This is a genomic window from Pseudomonas sp. NFX1 (assembly GCF_051123555.1).
GTDB classification, from domain to species: Bacteria; Pseudomonadota; Gammaproteobacteria; order Pseudomonadales; family Pseudomonadaceae; genus Aquipseudomonas; species Aquipseudomonas capeferrum.
In genome coordinates this window covers 3,007,325-3,024,463 of the sequence record NZ_CP169366.1, presented here as the reverse complement: position 1 = coordinate 3,024,463, position 17,139 = coordinate 3,007,325, and the positions used below count along the sequence as shown (strand labels likewise).

Sequence of the window (17,139 nt, the reverse complement as noted above, 5' to 3'; positions counted from 1 at the left end):
ATGGCAGTGCTGGATAAAGGGATGAAACAGCGCATGGTCGGTGCGTTGGTGCTGGTGGCGCTGGCGGTGATCTTCCTGCCGATGCTGTTCACCCGCGAGGACGAGATGCGCCAGGTGCGGGTTGAAGCCCCGCAGGCACCGGCCATGCCGAGCCTGCCCGAGGTGAAGGTGGAGCCGGTCGCCGTGCCGGAACCTCAGGTCATTCCTGAGGAGCCACAGCAGCCCCCGGTAGTGATCGACGAGGCTACTGCGCCAGCGAGCACGCCAAGCCAGCCGATCACGCCGTCGCCACAGACCCTGGTCCAGGCCGCCAAGCCGTCAGTACCCGCACAGAAGGTGGAAACCAAGCCCGCCGCTGCGCCGGCGCCTGCCGTCGCAGCAGCCAAGCCCGCAGCGGCGTCCAAGATCGACGTCAATGGGTTACCGGTCAGTTGGTCCATCCAGCTGGCCAGCCTGTCCAACCGCGCGGGGGCAGAAAGCCTTCAGCAGACCTTGCGCAGCCAGGGCTACAACGCCTACATCCGCTCTGCAGGCGGTATGAACCGGGTGTATGTCGGGCCGCTGATCGAGCGCGCCGAAGCCGAGCGTGTGCGTGATGCAATCAACCGCAAGCACAGCCTCAAAGGCTTCGTGGTGCGTTTCCAGCCTGAACGCGGTTGAGAGTGCCAGCGCGGTCCGCTCCCACAGGTATCGCGCAGTTGCTGATCGGCCCGACATTCCGCTTACTCCCAGCCCGCTGCTCTGATAAAATGCGCCGCCTCAAACGTCTGTAGGCGGCACCGTGGCATTTACCTGGGTTGATTGGGCGATCATTGCGATCATCGCCGTCTCCACACTGATCAGTCTCAAGCGCGGCTTCGTCAAGGAAGCTTTGTCCTTGCTCATCTGGATCATTGCCGGTGCGGTTGCCTGGATGTTCGGTGGCTCGCTCTCGGTGTATCTTGAAAGCTATATTCAGACACCGTCGATGCGTACCATCGCCGGTTGCGCCATTCTATTCGTCGCCACCCTGCTGGTGGGGGCCATGATCAACTTCCTCATCGGCGAGCTGATCCGCGTGACCGGGCTGTCCGGCACCGATCGTTTCCTCGGCATGGCCTTCGGCGCCGCGCGGGGGGCCTTGCTGGTGGTGGTGGCCATCGGGCTGCTAAGCCTGGGGCCGGTTCAACAAGACACCTGGTGGCAGGAATCACGCCTGATACCACAATTTCTCTTGGTCGCTGACTGGTCGAAAAACCTGATTCTCGGTTTCACCAGCCAGTGGATGTCCAGTGGGGTGATCAGCACACCGGCTGATCTCCCGTTCAAGGAACAGTTGCTCGGGCCTGCAAAGCCCTGAGCGCTATTCACTCAAGTTTCGTCAAAGTAGGGGTTGCGTCGCATGTGTGGCATCGTCGGTATCGTCGGTAAGTCGAACGTCAATCAGGCGCTGTATGACGCGCTTACGGTCCTCCAGCACCGCGGCCAGGACGCTGCCGGTATCGTGACCAGCCATGACGGCCGGTTATTCCTGCGCAAGGATAATGGCCTGGTGCGCGACGTCTTCCAGCAGCGCCACATGCAGCGCCTGGTGGGCCACATGGGCATCGGCCACGTGCGCTACCCGACTGCGGGCAGCTCGACCTCGGCCGAGGCCCAGCCGTTCTACGTCAACTCGCCGTACGGCATCACCCTGGCGCACAACGGCAACCTGACCAACGTCGAGCAGTTGGCCAAGGAGATCTACGAGTCCGACCTGCGCCACGTCAACACCAACTCCGATTCGGAAGTGCTGCTGAACGTGTTCGCCCACGAGCTGGCCGTGCGCGGCAAGCTGCAGCCAACCGAAGAAGACGTGTTCGCTGCAGTTTCCCACGTGCACAGCCGTTGCGTCGGTGGCTACGCGGTGGTGGCGATGGTCACCGGCTACGGCATCGTCGGTTTCCGTGACCCGAACGGTATTCGCCCGGTGGTGTTCGGCCAGCGCCACACCGACGAAGGCGTGGAGTACATGATCGCCTCCGAAAGCGTCGCCCTGGACGTGCTCGGCTTTACCCTGATTCGCGACCTGGCGCCGGGCGAAGCGGTGTACATCACCGAAGAAGGCCAGCTGTACACCAAACAGTGCGCGAAAAGCCCGAAATTGCAGCCGTGCATCTTCGAACACGTCTACCTGGCCCGCCCGGACTCGATCATGGACGGCGTCTCGGTGTACAAGGCGCGCCTGCGCATGGGTGAGAAGCTGGCCGAGAAGATCCAGCGCGAACGCCCAGAGCACGACATCGACGTGGTCATCCCGATCCCGGACACCAGCCGCACCGCGGCCCTGGAGCTGGCCAACCACCTGGGCGTCAAATTCCGCGAAGGCTTCGTCAAGAACCGCTACATCGGCCGTACCTTCATCATGCCCGGCCAAGCCGCACGCAAGAAGTCGGTGCGCCAGAAGCTCAACGCCATCGAGCTGGAATTCCGCGGCAAGAACGTGATGCTGGTGGACGACTCGATCGTGCGCGGCACCACCTGCAAGCAGATCATCCAGATGGCCCGCGAAGCCGGCGCCAAAAACGTTTACTTCTGCTCCGCAGCCCCTGCGGTGCGCTACCCCAACGTCTACGGCATCGACATGCCGAGCGCTCACGAACTGATCGCCCACAACCGCACCACCGACCAGGTGGCCGAGTTGATCGGCGCCGACTGGCTGATCTATCAGGACCTGCCTGACCTGATCGAATCGGTCGGTGGCGGCAAGATCAAGATCGAGCACTTCGATTGCGCGGTGTTCAACGGTGAGTACGTCACCGGCGACATCGACGCGGCCTACCTCGAGCGTATCGAGCAGGCCCGTAACGACCTGGCCAAGGTGAAGACCCAGGCGGTCAGCGCGATCATCGACCTCTACAACAACTGATTAGGGAGCGACGGCATGACGGATCAATGGGATGCCGGGCGCCTGGACAGTGACCTCGAGGGTGTCGGTTTCGACACCCTGGCGGTGCGCGCCGGGCAACACCGTACACCGGAGGGCGAGCACAGCGAAGCGATGTTCCTGACCTCCAGCTATGTGTTCCGTACGGCCGCCGATGCGGCTGCACGCTTTGCTGGCGAAACGCCGGGTAACGTCTATTCGCGTTACACCAACCCGTCCGTGCGCGCCTTCGAGGAGCGCCTGGCGGCCATGGAAGGCGCCGAACAGGCCGTGGGCACCTCCACCGGCATGGCGGCAATCCTGGCGGTGGTGATGTCGCTGTGCAGCGCGGGCGACCATGTACTGGTATCGCAGAGCGTGTTCGGCTCGACCATCAGCCTGTTCGAGAAGTACTTCAAGCGCTTTGGTGTGCAGGTGGACTACGTGCCGCTGGTCGACCTTGGCGGTTGGGAAAAGGCCATCAAGGCCAATACCAAATTGCTGATCGTCGAGTCGCCGTCCAACCCGTTGGCCGAGCTGGTCGATATCACTGCCCTCAGTGAAATCGCCCATGCCGGTGGTGCCATGCTGGTGGTGGACAACTGCTTCAGCACCCCGGCGCTGCAGCAGCCGCTCAAGCTTGGCGCTGACATCGTGTTCCACTCGGCGACCAAGTTCATCGACGGCCAGGGCCGTTGCATGGGCGGCGTGGTGGCGGGGCGCAGCGAGCAGATGAAAGAGGTAGTGGGGTTCCTGCGTACCGCAGGCCCGACCCTCAGTCCGTTCAACGCCTGGATCTTCACCAAAGGCCTGGAAACCCTTCGTTTGCGCATGCGTGCGCACTGCGAGAGCGCCCAGGTACTGGCCGAATGGCTGGAGCAGCAGGACGGCATCGAGAAGGTGCATTACGCCGGCCTGCCAAGCCACCCGCAGCACGCGCTGGCCAAGCGCCAGATGAGCGGCTTTGGCGCCGTGGTGAGCTTTGAGGTGAAGGGTGGCAAAGAGGGCGCCTGGCGCTTTATCGACGCCACGCGGATGATCTCCATCACCACCAACCTGGGCGACAGCAAGACCACCATCGCCCACCCGGCCACCACCTCCCACGGCCGTCTGTCGCCGCAGGAGCGTGAAGCGGCGGGTATCCGCGACAGCCTGATCCGCGTTGCCGTGGGCCTGGAAGATGTCGCCGACCTGCAGGCTGACCTTGCACGCGGGTTGGCGGCACTGTGATTGAAATCAGAGGCGGTGCACCGGGCCATAACGGTCGGGTAGCCCTGGTGACCGGTGCCGCTCGCGGCATCGGCTTGGGGATTGCCGCCTGGTTGATCTGTGAAGGCTGGCAGGTGGTGCTCAGCGACCTGGACCGCCCGCGTGGGGCCAAGGTAGCCAAGGCGTTGGGTGACAACGCCTGGTTCATCACCATGGACGTTGCCGACGAGGCGCAGGTCAGTGCCGGGGTGTCCGAGGTACTGGGGCAGTTCGGGCGGCTGGACGCGCTGGTGTGCAATGCAGCGATCGCCAACCCGCATAACCAGACGCTGGAAAGCCTGAGCCTGGCGCAATGGAACCGGGTGCTGGCGGTCAACCTCAATGGCCCGATGCTGCTGGCCAAGCATTGTGCGCCGTACCTGCGTGCGCACAATGGGGCGATCGTCAACCTGACCTCGACCCGTGCGCGGCAGTCCGAGCCTGACACCGAGGCCTACGCGGCGAGCAAGGGCGGCCTGGTGGCTTTGACCCATGCCTTGGCCATGAGCCTTGGCCCGGAGATTCGCGTGAATGCGGTGAGCCCGGGTTGGATCGATGCGCGTGACCCTTCCCAGCGCCGTGCCGAGCCGTTGACCGAAGCCGACCATGCCCAGCACCCGACGGGCAGGGTAGGGACGGTGGAGGACGTTGCGGCGATGGTGGCCTGGCTGCTGTCGCGCCAAGCGGCGTTCGTCACCGGCCAGGAGTTTGTGGTCGATGGCGGCATGACCCGCAAGATGATCTACACCTGAGCTGTAACACTATGAGTTGTAAAGGAAAGGGGCCGAGATGGCCCCTTTTTTGTTTTTGCGGCGGCGCAGCTGCCAGTGGTGTAGCGATGGCAGCAGGCTTGCCCTTGAACAAGCCAACAGGAACAACCCAAATGGCACAGGGTGTGGAAACCGCTTTTTTGCCTTTTTTGAAAAAAAATTCAATGGGGGTATTGACTTAGCATCGGTACCTGCGTAAATTTCGCGGCCTCAGCGAAGCAAACGCAACAAGCAACATCGCGGGGGTGATTAGCTCAGCCGGGAGAGCATCTGCCTTACAAGCAGAGGGTCGGCGGTTCGATCCCGTCATCACCCACCAATTCCTGAGCGTTCCTGACGCAAGACGCTTCGAAAGAAGTCGATCGCCAGAGAGGAACAAGGCCTGATAAGCCATTATGCGCAGCGGTAGTTCAGTCGGTTAGAATACCGGCCTGTCACGCCGGGGGTCGCGGGTTCGAGTCCCGTCCGCTGCGCCACTTTTTAGTAACAGGTGGGTGCCTTGCACCGGTCTGAGACCAAAAGGCAAATATGCCTGAGGTCGATCCCAGTTTCAATCGGGCGCAAGCCTGAATGATACGCAGCGGTAGTTCAGTCGGTTAGAATACCGGCCTGTCACGCCGGGGGTCGCGGGTTCGAGTCCCGTCCGCTGCGCCATCTTCGTTTCGAGGCCCCTTGAACGCCTCGAAGCAACAAAAAGAGCGATCAACGTGTCGCTTTTTTTGTGCCTGATAAAACTGTGCCTCTGGCCAGCAAGCAGGCAAAAAAGGTTTCACCGGGCGCAAGCCCAAGCGATACGCAGCGGTAGTTCAGTCGGTTAGAATACCGGCCTGTCACGCCGGGGGTCGCGGGTTCGAGTCCCGTCCGCTGCGCCATCTTCGCCTCGAGGCCTTGAACTCCTCGAAGCAACGTGAAAAGCGACCTCAGGGTCGCTTTTTTCGTTTTCACGGCCTGCTCGGCCACCTTTACACGAAGCTGACAGACTCTTCACGGATGAACGGTTTCAGTGTCTGTGCGCGCTGATGCACAATAGGCACCTTCTCGACTTACCCGGAATTCGCAATGACCAGATCATCCGTCTTTGGTGCGCTCGGGCTGGCCCTGGTGCTGGCGGGCGTGACCGGTTGTTCCTCGAAAAAAACGGCCATCTACGAGCACGAGAACTTCGACGACTCGGGGACGTTCTCGCGCAGCTTTCCGGTGACCGATGCCGGCTCCTGCGAGGCCGCTCGCCGTGCCTTGCTCAGCCAGGGCTATATCATCACCAGCAGCGGTGCCAACCAGGTTACCGGCAACAAGAGCTTCCAGCAGAACAGCGAAAACCACCTGCAGATCAGTTTCAACGTCACCTGCGCGCCAGACGTGAGCGACGAACAGCGTTCGACCATGTTCGCCAACGCCCTGCAGGATCGCTACAGCCTGAAGAAGTCCAATACCTCCGCCAGCCTGGGTGTGGGCGTGCTGGGTTCGGTGTCGATGCCGATCGGTTCGAGTGACGACTCGATGGTCAAGGTGGCCAGCGAGACGGTGACTGCGGCGCAGTTCTACGACCGGTATTTCGCACTGGTAGAGAGCTATCTGCCCAAGCCCAAGAAGGTCAGCAAGGCCAAGGCCAAGGTCGAGCCTGAGGCGCCTGCGCCGAAGCTGGAAAAGCCTGCGGTTGACCTGGGCCTGCCAGAGCAGGCGGCTGCCGCCCCTGCAGCGGTTCCCGCGGCGGCCCCAGCGCCTGCCGCCGTTGCCCCGGCTGCCGAGGTGCCAGTAGCGCCTGTGGTCAATGACAGCCAAGGCTCGCAACCTGTAGCACCGCCGGCAGAGCCGGCACCGCTCCAGACGCAACCTGCTGAAGCCCCGACGGCCACCCTCTGAGCCTCTTTGCGCCTGCGGCTACGCGCGGGCACATCACACATTCCCTGTTACAGACGGGCGGCGATAACGCGTTCGATACCTGCTACGTTTACTTCTCAAAGATTCCGGAGCGTCGTTAACGGTTACATATACAAAAATTCTTATTAATCAGTACTTTATAAGTTTTAACGTTATTTGAGCTTGCGACCTTGGAGCGACAGGCGGTTCTGTAGGTACGCACCCAAATTTAGAGGTGTGCTCGCGACATTTGGGGGTTGGACGTCAGCTACCTATCCCCAAACCGCGGCCCATCAAGTGTTACACTGATGATGGGCGCTACTGGGTAAGCCGCCGGGAAGCCACATCGCGATGCGCTAAGCTGTAATCCTGTAGGATTGAGGTCTCAGCATGGAATGCCACATTCGTCCCGCCACGAGCAGAGATGTAGCAGCAATAAGCTGCGTAGTTTTAGCCACCCTGCGTCAGTCAAATTCACATGACTATCCTCCTGACGTGGTCGCTCAGGTTGAGAAGAGCTTTTATCCTGAAGCAATCATCACGCCGCTTACGTCGCGTAGGGTCTACGAAGCCTTATTGGGGGACAACATTATTAGCACTGCCGGTCTCGACCGTGATGTGGTCAGAAGTGTTTTCGTTGACCCGGCTCACCAGAAAGGCGGGATCGGGCGGCATTTAATGGAGGTCATTCATACAACGGCTGCCAGCGCAAGAGTTGGAGCTGTACATGTGCCATCGTCGATTACAGCTGAAAGGTTTTATACCGCGTTGGGTTATCAAAAAATCCGCGACGAGTTTTATTGGGCGGAGCGCACCATCGTTATGGAGAACCGGCTGTAGGATTAGCCCAGACTATTTATCCAATTCTGACTAGGAGTTAGGGCTGGCGATGAGAAAACCCGATATTGTGTTGACAGGCGAAGAGCAAAAGCTTTTTTTGTCTATAAAGTTCGATTGGAATAGTCATGACGAACTACGTGGCTCGCTAGAGCCTATGAGTTTGCTTACGAAATGTCTTTTTGAAAGAGGCGCAATTCCCGAAATTCGTATTGCATATTTTACGGATCCAGAGTTTAACCCGGGTGGGCGAGGAAAGTCGCGACAGCGAGTGTTTGAAAATAACGGAACAAGTGGGGGTGAAATTATCCGTCACCCGCACTTTATGAAGTATCTTGAATATTTTCTGTGCGGGCCTAAGCTTCCATCTGCGGCAATTGATAACTTCAAGAAGAAGGCATCAAGCTCAGGCTATCTGACAGGAAGCGACATTAATGATCTGACACCTTTCGCGAGGTCGTGCGTGCGTGAAAACAGATTAGACCCTCACAATGCTGCGGATGAGTTTTTCAAACTAGCTGTTGAATGTGGCGCCAGGCCTGCCTATGCAGATAATGTGCGTAAATCTGTTCGAGCTATTAGGTGAGTCGTGCACTAACGTCGGCAGAGAGCTTTCACATGGCGCTTGGTGTCTAGCATGAGCTAGCATGGTCTATGAATCAGGCATGCGCCATCGCCGGAGACTGTATTGCAATAATATATTGATAGTGGGCGGGCATTTTATTTTTAGTCGGGGTTAGTCAGTGAAATTTTCCCATCGAAACGGTTTTGATCCCACTCGTCAGATGGAGACAATCCCGCAGCGCCCGATGTCGGTGATTTCGTACTGGATGCTATGAGCGCGGTTAGCCATGTGCGAATTTCCAAGGTTGCGAACGGTACTCATTTTGATAATTTGAAACTACTATGCATGATCTTTAGCAGGAAGGGTGCTCGTTGAGGTCTCGCAACGGGCAATTCCTTACGAGTAGCCGCGATGCGTAGGTTGCTTGAAGGCTCATGCCAGCTGGTCGTTGATCGACACCCCAAAATCAGCGGTTCTCTCTACTGGTGCCTCACCGCGCGGCGGAATGCGTTGCGAGGCAGAGACATGCGAAAACGTGATGTGTTTGGCCTCATGAACTGCTATTTTGTGATGCCAAAATGATGTCATGGCAATGGACGTTGGCTATGTTTGCCCTCAATACTGCAGTCATTCACAGCTTCAAAAAACTAGCACATACGGAGTTCGTTGGTGAGGTTGTGAAGAAAGATGTCATTCTTCAGCCGGATAACCCCGCGTTGCAGTCTTTGGTAGAAGGCATCAACGGCCTGATTGGAAAGGAAGGAAACAGCGTCGTCTACGGCCAGTTTGCTGCCGATGATCGACAGGGACCGTTTCCGGACCGCTTTGCTGACTTTGTGACGGGGCTTGGTGAGGACGGTCAGTTCATTGAATTGACGCACCTTGCTATGGATGAGCTGGTTGATCAGGCTTCTAAGCAGGTCCTGTCGACTGGCGGTCATATCCTATGCGCTCAGTACATGTCGGCTGGCGAAAATTTCTTCTTGGTCGCTAGCATGAAAGAGCGGGGCGCCATCCAGCTAGATAAGGACTATGTGCCAACCGCAATTCAGGAGATTGACCTGAGCAAGGTGCAGCAGGCGGCTCGGATAAATGTTAACCGTTTCAAGGAGATTCGCGCAGTTGAACAGGCGGCTGCTCTGCTGCTGGCCAAGCAGCAGGAGGATATTGACCCTGCTGACGAAGAACTGGACGTAACCTACTTGTGCTTCATCAGCCGGGGGCGTGATAGCCAAGCGTCGGACTACTTCATCGCCGCGCTTGGGTGTGCCAAAGGCGTGGCGTCTGGGCGTGCAACCAAAAACGCCATTGACCAGGTGTATAAATTCTTCAGGAACAAGAACACGTTGAGGGCCCTAGCTTATCGAGCCAAGGATGCTGTTGTTCGCTACCTGCAGAACCAATTGGAGGATGGTAAGTCGGCTCGTCTAGATGCCATTTGCCACGTCGCAGTTCAGCATGTACCCGCTGAGCTGGTAGAAGACATCATCGGTCTCAAGGATTATCTCAATCATGAGAAAAACCGTGTGCCGGATGACTTCACTGTCAATGCAACCTCGTTACGCCAAAAAACACGGATCAAAGGCGAGGCCAGCAACTGGGTGTTGCAGTTTGACCGCGGTGCTTTGGGAGAGGATCCAGCAGCGGATGTTTACTTTGACGTCGTGAAACGCAGGCTGACTCTGTCAAACCTGAGCGCTGATTTGGTCACACTGATCGATAAAGAGCTCAAGGCAAGGGCGGGCTGATGTTTGCTTTAGTTGTCGGGCTCTATCGTGCCGTAGGTAGACCTGAAATCCGCGACGGCATGTTCTCTTACCAGGGGCCTGCTACAACGGCCATTCAGGCTGCCTTGGATGCGTGCTCTCAACTGCCGGCCGCCTACGGTTCTCTTGAGCAAGCAGACGATGAGCAAGGAGATCTCGATTTCGATTTTCGGTTGCCAGGCAATGAGAATGGTCGGTTTTATCCAGATGTTCGCGAATTTGTGCAGCGCAACGGCTCGCTAGGTAAAGGCCGTTTTCCTCGCAACGTGTACATCCAAAAGCTTGAGTGGGCAGATTGCGACGGCACTCTGCCGCCCAGCATTCAGCAGCTCATAAGGTTGTGCCGCTTGATTGAGCTTCTCGCTCAGCTGGCCGTCGGCGTAGATCGGGAAAGCAACCCGGATGGTTTCAACCTTTTTTTTGCAATGCCGCCTGACGGGGACAAGCCGCCTCGTACTTTTTTGCTAGCCACCCGGGTTGAGCCGGCTCTCGCCGACTATCCCTTGCCGCATCTCAGTTTACTGGAAGAAATTCTCGACTCCAAAAACGAAGGCAAGGCCCATCTCAGTGAAAGAAAGCTGATGATCCGGATGGCAGTTGCCAGCGTCATTGAGAAGCATGAGGGCGAACCTGGTTTGTTGGCAGTGGTACGCGACTGGCGAGAAGTACTTGCTACATATCGCGCGAACCTCCAGACATACGTGTACCGCTTTTCTTTTGACCGCGTTCGTCGAGAGGTGGCTCAAGCGGAGCTTGACTATGGCAGCAAGCTCAGTGGCGTATTGGGGGATATCGCTGGAAAAATGTTGGCTCTGCCTGTTTCTTTCGCTGCGCTCATACCATTGCACACTGCGCAGAGCAGACTTGAGGCATCGGTCATACTGCTCGGCTTGTTCGTGGTAACGATCATATTGCTGTTGGTTCTGCATAACCAACGACTGCAGAGTGAGCGACTGCTCCACAGTTTTCATGTGATTTTTGACGAATTCAAAGCTAAGATGCGGACATATCCATCCAAACTGCAGTCGTTACTACAGGTCACCATCAATCAGGTTGATGAACAAGGCAGGATGCTCAAGCGGACTTTCCAGGTCCTGCAATGGCTGGCTTGGCTTCCAGCATTTCTGGCATGCGCAGTAATCGTCTTTAAATATTTGTAGCCAAGGTTTCCACGTTTTTGCTATTGGGTCTGAGGATGAACGTTCGGGCGTTAGACTCGTATTTTTAGCCTGTGGGCACTGACATCACCGGCTCAAGCATCTGCAGAAGTTGGCTGATCTGCATTCCGCTCTGTTCAAGGCCTTGGCGGAGTTGACGAGCAACTAAAAGCAGCTGTCTGACTCTTACGCGTAGGGTGGTGCGCTCTACAAGTAGTAGTTGTATCTGTGCTTGGCTTTCCCCCAGCGCCTCTTGCTTAGTACTGAGCTGCCCCTGCAGGTCCGCGTTAGATTTCTCTAGCTCTTCAACCTTAGGGTCATGATCGGGTCGACTTTCGCTATACACATCGCCTTGGGATTTTTTGTACATGGCTCAACGTGATGTGCAACCGCTCTAAGCCCCTATTAGGGTCGTGGATTTGCTCTGACCGGGCGTCGAGCAGATGAGCCTGTCCTCGCTCCAGAGCCTCTTTTAATTGAGTGGGTTACCGCAGGTAGAGAAACAGAAACTAAATTGGTGCTGAAATGCCGATTTCCGGCCCTTTATGGCATTCAAATATGGCTCAGCAGGCCCCGTGCGTTGCGCTTTTTTACGCCTATGCTGCCGTCTTAGTTCTGCAGTCAATGTCTCCGTCTGTGATGACTTCTGGGTAAAATTACTAATCCCGTGGTGCTGGAGGCATAGCCTCACTTGCCATGTCATTCAGCTTGACCGAATTCCATCGATCAACGTCGTCCATCAGGAGAGGCTCAACGATGACCCCAAGCACTTTACCGGCCGGCGGGCGCGCAACAGAGGGCGGTATGGCCTTTCAAGCTGGTGTCGCAGTTTGGTTTGCAGCCCACCTGCTTGCCAAGTTGCCTGTCGGTGGCCGCTTTGGTTTGGATGTTGCGGCATACCCGGTGACCCTGCAGTTGGAGACAGGTGAGGGCCTTGACGATATTTTTGTCACGCTAAGCAACGGCAGTCACATCGCCGTGCAATGCAAGACTCGACCAAGCCTGTCAGCATCCCAGTCGTCTGACTTAGGCGAGACACTCATTCAGGCTGTTCAGTTTGCTGCGGCAACTCCGAGTACGTCTTCTCCTTTCGATATGAACCGCAGCGCTGCGGTGATGGCCGTCGCTAGCGATGCGCCTGCCACCCTCAATGCCCTAGATGACGTCTGCAGGATGTTTGCAACGAGTGATGATTGGCTGGCTGTGCATGCACGCGTGAGCAAGTCCCATCGACATGCGATGAAGATTTTGCGGGACCATGTCACTGCGGGGTACGCTGCCGTCGGCCTGGCAGCCCCAACAGAGCGCCAGGTGGCACATCTGGCGAGGAGTTTTCATATCGAGCGCTTCGCTACCATCCAGGGCGAAGCGGATTGGCGCGAAGCCGCGAACATCCTCGGCGCTCGACTTTATGGTGGCGAAGAATACGGGGCGGCTCCGCTCATTTGCTTAGTAGACATTGTAAGGCGCTTGATCAAAAGTGGTGCGCCTGCTGACCGTGAGGGACTTCTCTCGCAGTTACGAGCTGCAGGTCACAATGACCAAGCATCGCCACAATTCAACGAGGACATTGCCGCCTTACAACGAAAGACGCTTGCTGAGCTAAAGCGGCTTCAGATTCACATGCAGTTGCCTATTGGTGGCGGGTTGCCCCTCGAACGCACCTGCATGCCAGCATTAAGGGCTGCGGCAGAGGCCGGCAGCTTTTTGGTGATCGGTGAGCCAGGTGCCGGCAAGACCGGTGTGCTGGTCGCACTGGCGGAAGAGCGGCTTTCGGATGAACAAACGACCATTTTTCTATCCGCTGATGATTTGGCGAGCGTCACTTCTGAGGTCTCGCTGCGCACTACGCTTGGCCTGCAGCACTCCCTGATCGAAGTATTGGCCGCATGGCCCGGTCTGAGCCGCGGCCTTCTAGTCATCGACGCCTTAGATGCATCACGTGGTGGCTGTTCTGAAGCTGTTTTTGCAACCCTGATCACGGACCTTCAAGCGAGATTGGACGACCGCTGGTCAGTGGTAGCGTCCATTCGATCCTTCGACCTTCGGCACGGTAAACGCTTTCGACAGGCCATGCCTGGAGCGCTTCTCGATACGAGTTATGTCGACTCCAATGCCTCAGGTGTCAGGCATTTTCTGATACCGGCTCTCACCGATGAAGAAGTGATGTTCATCGGGAAGAAAGAAGGCCGCCTCGGTGAATTGTTAGGTATGGCTCCGACATCGGTTCAAGTCCTACTGCGTAATATGTTCAACCTCTCCATTGCGGCTCAACTAATCGACGGTGGTACCGCGGCTGCAAACATTGCGACCGTAACAACACAGTCAGAACTGATCGACCGCTACGAGGATGAGCGGCTGCCTACCGCTGACTTGCAGCTAACTGTGGCAAAAGCTGTGGAGGTGATGGTTGAACGCCGGCGCTTGCTGGTGAGAAAGGTTGATATTGCTAGCCCTGGATTAGAGGCTGTACTGGCAGCAGGGGTATTGGTTGCTAACGGTGATCGGGTAGGCTTTCTCCATCATGTCTTGTTTGATCACGCGGCTGGCCGCTTTTGGCTTGACTGGAATGATCCAACGCGGCTGATCACGCAGATGTCTGGAGCCAATCACCTGGGGCTTTTGTTAGGACCATCACTGAGGTTCGCCATTGAGCGGGTATGGCGAGATGATGCTCTTGGTCGTCCGCGCAGCTGGAGTCTGACTCTCGATTGGATCGCCACTGCCGGCATTGATCCGGTGGTATCCAGTGCCGCGCTGCGATCAACAACAGAGCGAGTAGCGGATACGGGAGACATCGGATATCTCTGTTCGATGATCCTGCAACCTTCGCAGGTGAGTCGGGTAGGGCCACTGTTGTCGAAGATCGCTCGATATGCCGGCTTGGGTCTTACTGATAAGGTGATTCCTTCCGACTCCATCGCGACAGCGTGGGCAAGCGTAGCGGCTGCAGCGGCCAGCATGCAGCGAAATGAGTATGCTGACGGCACCCGAATTCTTTTACTCACATTGTTCGAGAAAGCCAATTTCGCGAATCGTGATTTCCAACAGAGCTTTGGCAAAGCGGCCCGTGCCTTTCTTTCCCTAACCTGGGCCGGTGACCGTCGCCTCGCGAGCTTTTCCAGTAACGCAATTCGTTTTGTTGCCAAATCGTATGGCAGCGATCCAGATGCATCGAGGCAACTGCTCCAGCGGGCCTTTGATGAGCCTCATTTCTCGGAGCATGCGCACGAAGAAGCACCTTGGCTGGCAGAGGGCACGAAACACATCGCTCCAGTGGATCCCCCGTTTGTGATCTACGTCTTCGCTATCCTATTTGGGAGGGCAGCTCCTTCTGAAGGCGATAGCTGGATCGGGGGAGCACCAAGCCGGATCATGGCGCTACGCTCCAACCGTCGACAAGATTATGAACATGCCCGCTGGAGCCTTTTGCATATGCTCCCTGAGTTTCTGGATGTGTCTCCTGTGGAAGCAACGCGAGCCGTGAATGCGGCGGTATTGGGTATTGCGCGGCGCGAGCGGACTCGTGAAGAAGACCGTCCAGTCTACGTTGCCCAGGGCTGTGCCCATGCGATGCGGATCATGGAGGATGGCCTGTCCTATTCTGAATGGCGAGGCAGCCAGCGGTCGGCTGGATCAGGTGGTAGGGAAGTACTCGAATCGTTCGTTGATTTTCTCTCAGCATGCCAGCCCGACGTATTTCGGCTTGTCGTGGAGGATCTCAAGCGGACGCAGGTCGTCTCCGCATCCCTATGGGCTCGAGTACTTGGCATCGCTGCGGACAGGAACGGGGTTGCAGACGATCTACTTTGGCCGGTCGTTTCGACTCCTGAGGTTGGAAATGTGTCTGATCTCATACGGGATTGGGCGGCGTATCTTTCAGTGGCGTACCGGACAACATCGCTCGAGAACCGTAAAACGTTCGAGCATCGGTTGATTGAACTCGCCCTTTCCGAAGACCCGGTGCAGGCTGCTCGGACCAGTCGATGTGCGGCTCGGCTGCTATCTGTCCTGGACGAAGACTTGGTCGCGACAGCAGAATTTTTGGACTTCAAAAGACTGCTTGAGGCAGATGGTCAACTCAGTGGCAACCGTCCGTTGATCTCGATCTCTACTGGGTGGCAGTCCACCGCAACCATCACTCAAGACATTCTTAGATCGTATGGTGTCGATGTCGACAACGCATGTGACCAAGCGGTGTTGGATGCAGAGCAGGCTTTGAGGACGCTATTGAGTGATCACGTCGAGAATTCAACATGTGAATCAGTGAGATTGATTTGGTCTCAGGTAATGGCGGCTGCAGAGGTAATTGAAGTTAGTTGTTCTTCAGCCGCCCAAGCCACGCTGAAGGCAGCCAGGGGGTGCATTAGCCGCGCTCTGAAACGGATTGCGGGGGAAGCTCATTTTGATCCCGCCAAGGCGGGGCATCCGACAGTGGCACAGCTGGTTGGAAGTTTAGACGGCCTTGCCTGCAGGCCTGCTTTAGGGATGCAGCTGCAGGAAGACTTGGATAGCGATTTTCAAGGAGACTGGGGCATGCGTAGCAATGTGGCTGCCGGTTTCTTGAAGTTGGCGCATCGCTTTGGTGATGCGGATGTCACGCTGGTTGATCGTGTTGAAAAATTGCTGGACGACCCAGAGCCAGAGGTGCGCCAAGAAATATCTAGATCGTTGAACCTCCTATGGGAGGTTGATCACGAGCGGATGTGGTCAATGATGACCAAGGTCGCGCAACTCGAGAGTGATGTCCGAAGCATGGCTTTTTTCGTCGATGGCCCTTTGAGCCGCGCTGCGACGGCCGATGCTGAACGAGTCGAACCGCTACTCGTGACGATCATCGAGCGCTTGCCCCCAAAACGGGAAGGCGATACAGATCATTTGCGGCATTTTCATGAGGCATTAGGCGCATTGGTAGCAGGCCTCTATGTAAACCATGGAAAAGTGGTTTATCTGGCTTACCTCAAGGGCTGGCTTCGACAGGTCACCGATTCCTATGAGTTACTTTGGGCTGTCGTTTCAATGCTTCGTGAACCCCTATTTATGTCGTACAGAGCAGCAGCGTCGAAGGATGACCAGGCCCTTCAGAGTAGGGCACATGAGCTTCTGCTTTTAATTGTGAATGCCACAGCCGATGAAATGCCGGTAGCACTCTCGATCTGCAACGCTTCGGCCAAAGGTTCACCTGATTTTGTTGTCAGCGAACGCGCCTATCTCTCCTGCGTGCAATTGATTGAACATTGCGTGAATCAGTTCTACTTCGGTTCGGGGGCCTCCTCTCTAGGCAACGTGGAGAGCCATGTGATCCTCGACTCAACCCGTAAAAGCACCTTTTTACGTGATTATCAGTCTACGCTTTCCGCAATCGCTCAATCGTCTGGCCCAGCAGCAATTCATCATCTGCTACAGCTCTACGAATTCCTCATGGATGGGGATCCAGCCACTACATTCGACCAGGTGTTTGCCTTACTCGTTGGGCCAGCAGCGCGCGAGCTTTATCACTTCGAGAGTTTGGGCCTCGATGCGGTGGTTCGAATAGTCAGACGGTTTCTCGCGGATAATCGTGAGCTTTTTGAGAGTCCCTCGAGACGATCTGACTTGATCGAGATCCTGGATCTGTTTTCTGAAGCCGGTTGGTTGGAAGCGCTGAAGTTGCTCTATGAGTTGCCGGATCTGATGCGCTGAGTCGCCGATGTTAAATGGCGGAACGGTGAACGACGGCTGGCCGCTACCTCTGGGCGCTTGAGCCGACCAACTGAGCCGGCATGATGAAGGTCACAAAGATAAGCGAGCAGCCACCTGATGGGCTAGGCGTGAGCAAAAACCGGTGAAGCGCCCGGCCATTACACGTTGTCATCGAGAAACTCGTAAAGGCAGACTTCCCATCTGAGCGCCTTCTAGATGGAGCGCTGATTCACCCTGCACCCTGGCCGATAAAGCTTCGCAGCGCAGCGGCCCATGGCATATCACTGTCATCATGGCTATGCAGCACGTCATAATAGTGACGTGGCAGACCGGCCTATCTTGACCCTTTCATGGCTAGGCCGCTTGACCA

11 protein-coding genes and 4 tRNA genes are annotated in these 17,139 nt (G+C 56.8%); all 15 read left to right on the top strand.

Going from position 1 to position 17,139, the window contains the following annotated elements; genetic code table 11:
• The 15 genes from DJ563_RS13545 to DJ563_RS13475 all read left to right on the top strand — a co-directional run bounded on the left by DJ563_RS13545 (window position 1) and on the right by DJ563_RS13475 (window position 16,769).
• Window positions 1-660: an SPOR domain-containing protein gene (locus tag DJ563_RS13545; RefSeq protein WP_274098953.1), complete on the top strand. Its 660-nt coding sequence runs from the start codon at window positions 1-3 to the stop codon at window positions 658-660.
• Window positions 661-781: 121 nt separating this feature from the next.
• Complete coding sequence (locus tag DJ563_RS13540) at window positions 782-1,339, top strand: CvpA family protein (protein ID WP_033700530.1); 558 nt, start codon at window positions 782-784, stop codon at window positions 1,337-1,339.
• A 42-nt stretch (window positions 1,340-1,381) separates the two neighbouring features.
• Window positions 1,382-2,887 carry an amidophosphoribosyltransferase gene (purF, locus tag DJ563_RS13535; RefSeq protein WP_033700529.1) on the top strand — a complete coding sequence of 502 codons (1,506 nt, stop codon included), beginning with the start codon at window positions 1,382-1,384 and terminating at the stop codon, window positions 2,885-2,887.
• 15 nt (window positions 2,888-2,902) lie between these two features.
• Entirely contained in the window at window positions 2,903-4,114 is a 1,212-nt protein-coding gene (locus tag DJ563_RS13530) for an O-succinylhomoserine sulfhydrylase (RefSeq protein WP_274098954.1), read from the top strand.
• Window positions 4,111-4,884: an SDR family oxidoreductase gene (locus DJ563_RS13525; protein WP_033700527.1), complete on the top strand. Its 774-nt coding sequence runs from the start codon at window positions 4,111-4,113 to the stop codon at window positions 4,882-4,884. Before DJ563_RS13530 ends, DJ563_RS13525 begins: the two co-directional genes overlap by 4 nt.
• Window positions 4,885-5,145: 261 nt before the next feature.
• Window positions 5,146-5,221, top strand: a tRNA-Val gene (locus DJ563_RS13520).
• 80 nt (window positions 5,222-5,301) lie between these two features.
• Window positions 5,302-5,378: transfer RNA gene (locus tag DJ563_RS13515), tRNA-Asp, on the top strand.
• A gap of 101 nt (window positions 5,379-5,479) precedes the next feature.
• Window positions 5,480-5,556 (top strand) — tRNA-Asp (locus tag DJ563_RS13510).
• Between the two features lie 141 nt (window positions 5,557-5,697).
• Window positions 5,698-5,774 (top strand) — tRNA-Asp (locus DJ563_RS13505).
• Between the two features lie 187 nt (window positions 5,775-5,961).
• Entirely contained in the window at window positions 5,962-6,765 is an 804-nt protein-coding gene (locus tag DJ563_RS13500) for a DUF2242 domain-containing protein (protein WP_434517870.1), read from the top strand.
• 387 nt (window positions 6,766-7,152) lie between these two features.
• Window positions 7,153-7,602 carry a GNAT family N-acetyltransferase gene (locus tag DJ563_RS13495; RefSeq protein ID WP_434517869.1) on the top strand — a complete coding sequence of 150 codons (450 nt, stop codon included), beginning with the start codon at window positions 7,153-7,155 and terminating at the stop codon, window positions 7,600-7,602.
• A gap of 49 nt (window positions 7,603-7,651) precedes the next feature.
• Window positions 7,652-8,185, top strand: a complete 534-nt coding sequence (locus tag DJ563_RS13490) for a hypothetical protein (RefSeq protein ID WP_434517868.1) — start codon at window positions 7,652-7,654, stop codon at window positions 8,183-8,185.
• Window positions 8,186-8,769: 584 nt separating this feature from the next.
• On the top strand, window positions 8,770-9,912 hold the full coding sequence (locus tag DJ563_RS13485; RefSeq protein WP_434517867.1) for a nucleoid-associated protein: 1,143 nt from the start codon (window positions 8,770-8,772) through the stop codon (window positions 9,910-9,912).
• Window positions 9,912-11,090, top strand: a complete 1,179-nt coding sequence (locus tag DJ563_RS13480) for a hypothetical protein (RefSeq protein ID WP_434517866.1) — start codon at window positions 9,912-9,914, stop codon at window positions 11,088-11,090. Before DJ563_RS13485 ends, DJ563_RS13480 begins: the two co-directional genes overlap by 1 nt.
• Before the next feature lie 753 nt (window positions 11,091-11,843).
• A complete protein-coding gene (locus DJ563_RS13475) occupies window positions 11,844-16,769 on the top strand; it encodes a hypothetical protein (protein ID WP_434517865.1) in 4,926 nt (1,641 codons plus the stop codon).
• The last annotated feature ends 370 nt before the right edge of the window (window positions 16,770-17,139 follow it).

Bases quoted from the DNA above. Each gene is read 5' to 3' on its own strand.
- DJ563_RS13475 (WP_434517865.1), top strand. From the start codon at position 11,844: ATGACCCCAAGCACTTTACCGGCCGGCGGGCGCGCAACAGAGGGCGGT.
- DJ563_RS13490 (WP_434517868.1), top strand. From the start codon at position 7,652: ATGAGAAAACCCGATATTGTGTTGACAGGCGAAGAGCAAAAGCTTTTT.
- DJ563_RS13530 (WP_274098954.1), top strand. From the start codon at position 2,903: ATGACGGATCAATGGGATGCCGGGCGCCTGGACAGTGACCTCGAGGGT.
- DJ563_RS13500 (WP_434517870.1), top strand. From the start codon at position 5,962: ATGACCAGATCATCCGTCTTTGGTGCGCTCGGGCTGGCCCTGGTGCTG.
- DJ563_RS13485 (WP_434517867.1), top strand. From the start codon at position 8,770: ATGTTTGCCCTCAATACTGCAGTCATTCACAGCTTCAAAAAACTAGCA.
- DJ563_RS13495 (WP_434517869.1), top strand. From the start codon at position 7,153: ATGGAATGCCACATTCGTCCCGCCACGAGCAGAGATGTAGCAGCAATA.
- purF (WP_033700529.1), top strand. From the start codon at position 1,382: ATGTGTGGCATCGTCGGTATCGTCGGTAAGTCGAACGTCAATCAGGCG.
- DJ563_RS13480 (WP_434517866.1), top strand. From the start codon at position 9,912: ATGTTTGCTTTAGTTGTCGGGCTCTATCGTGCCGTAGGTAGACCTGAA.
- DJ563_RS13545 (WP_274098953.1), top strand. From the start codon at position 1: ATGGCAGTGCTGGATAAAGGGATGAAACAGCGCATGGTCGGTGCGTTG.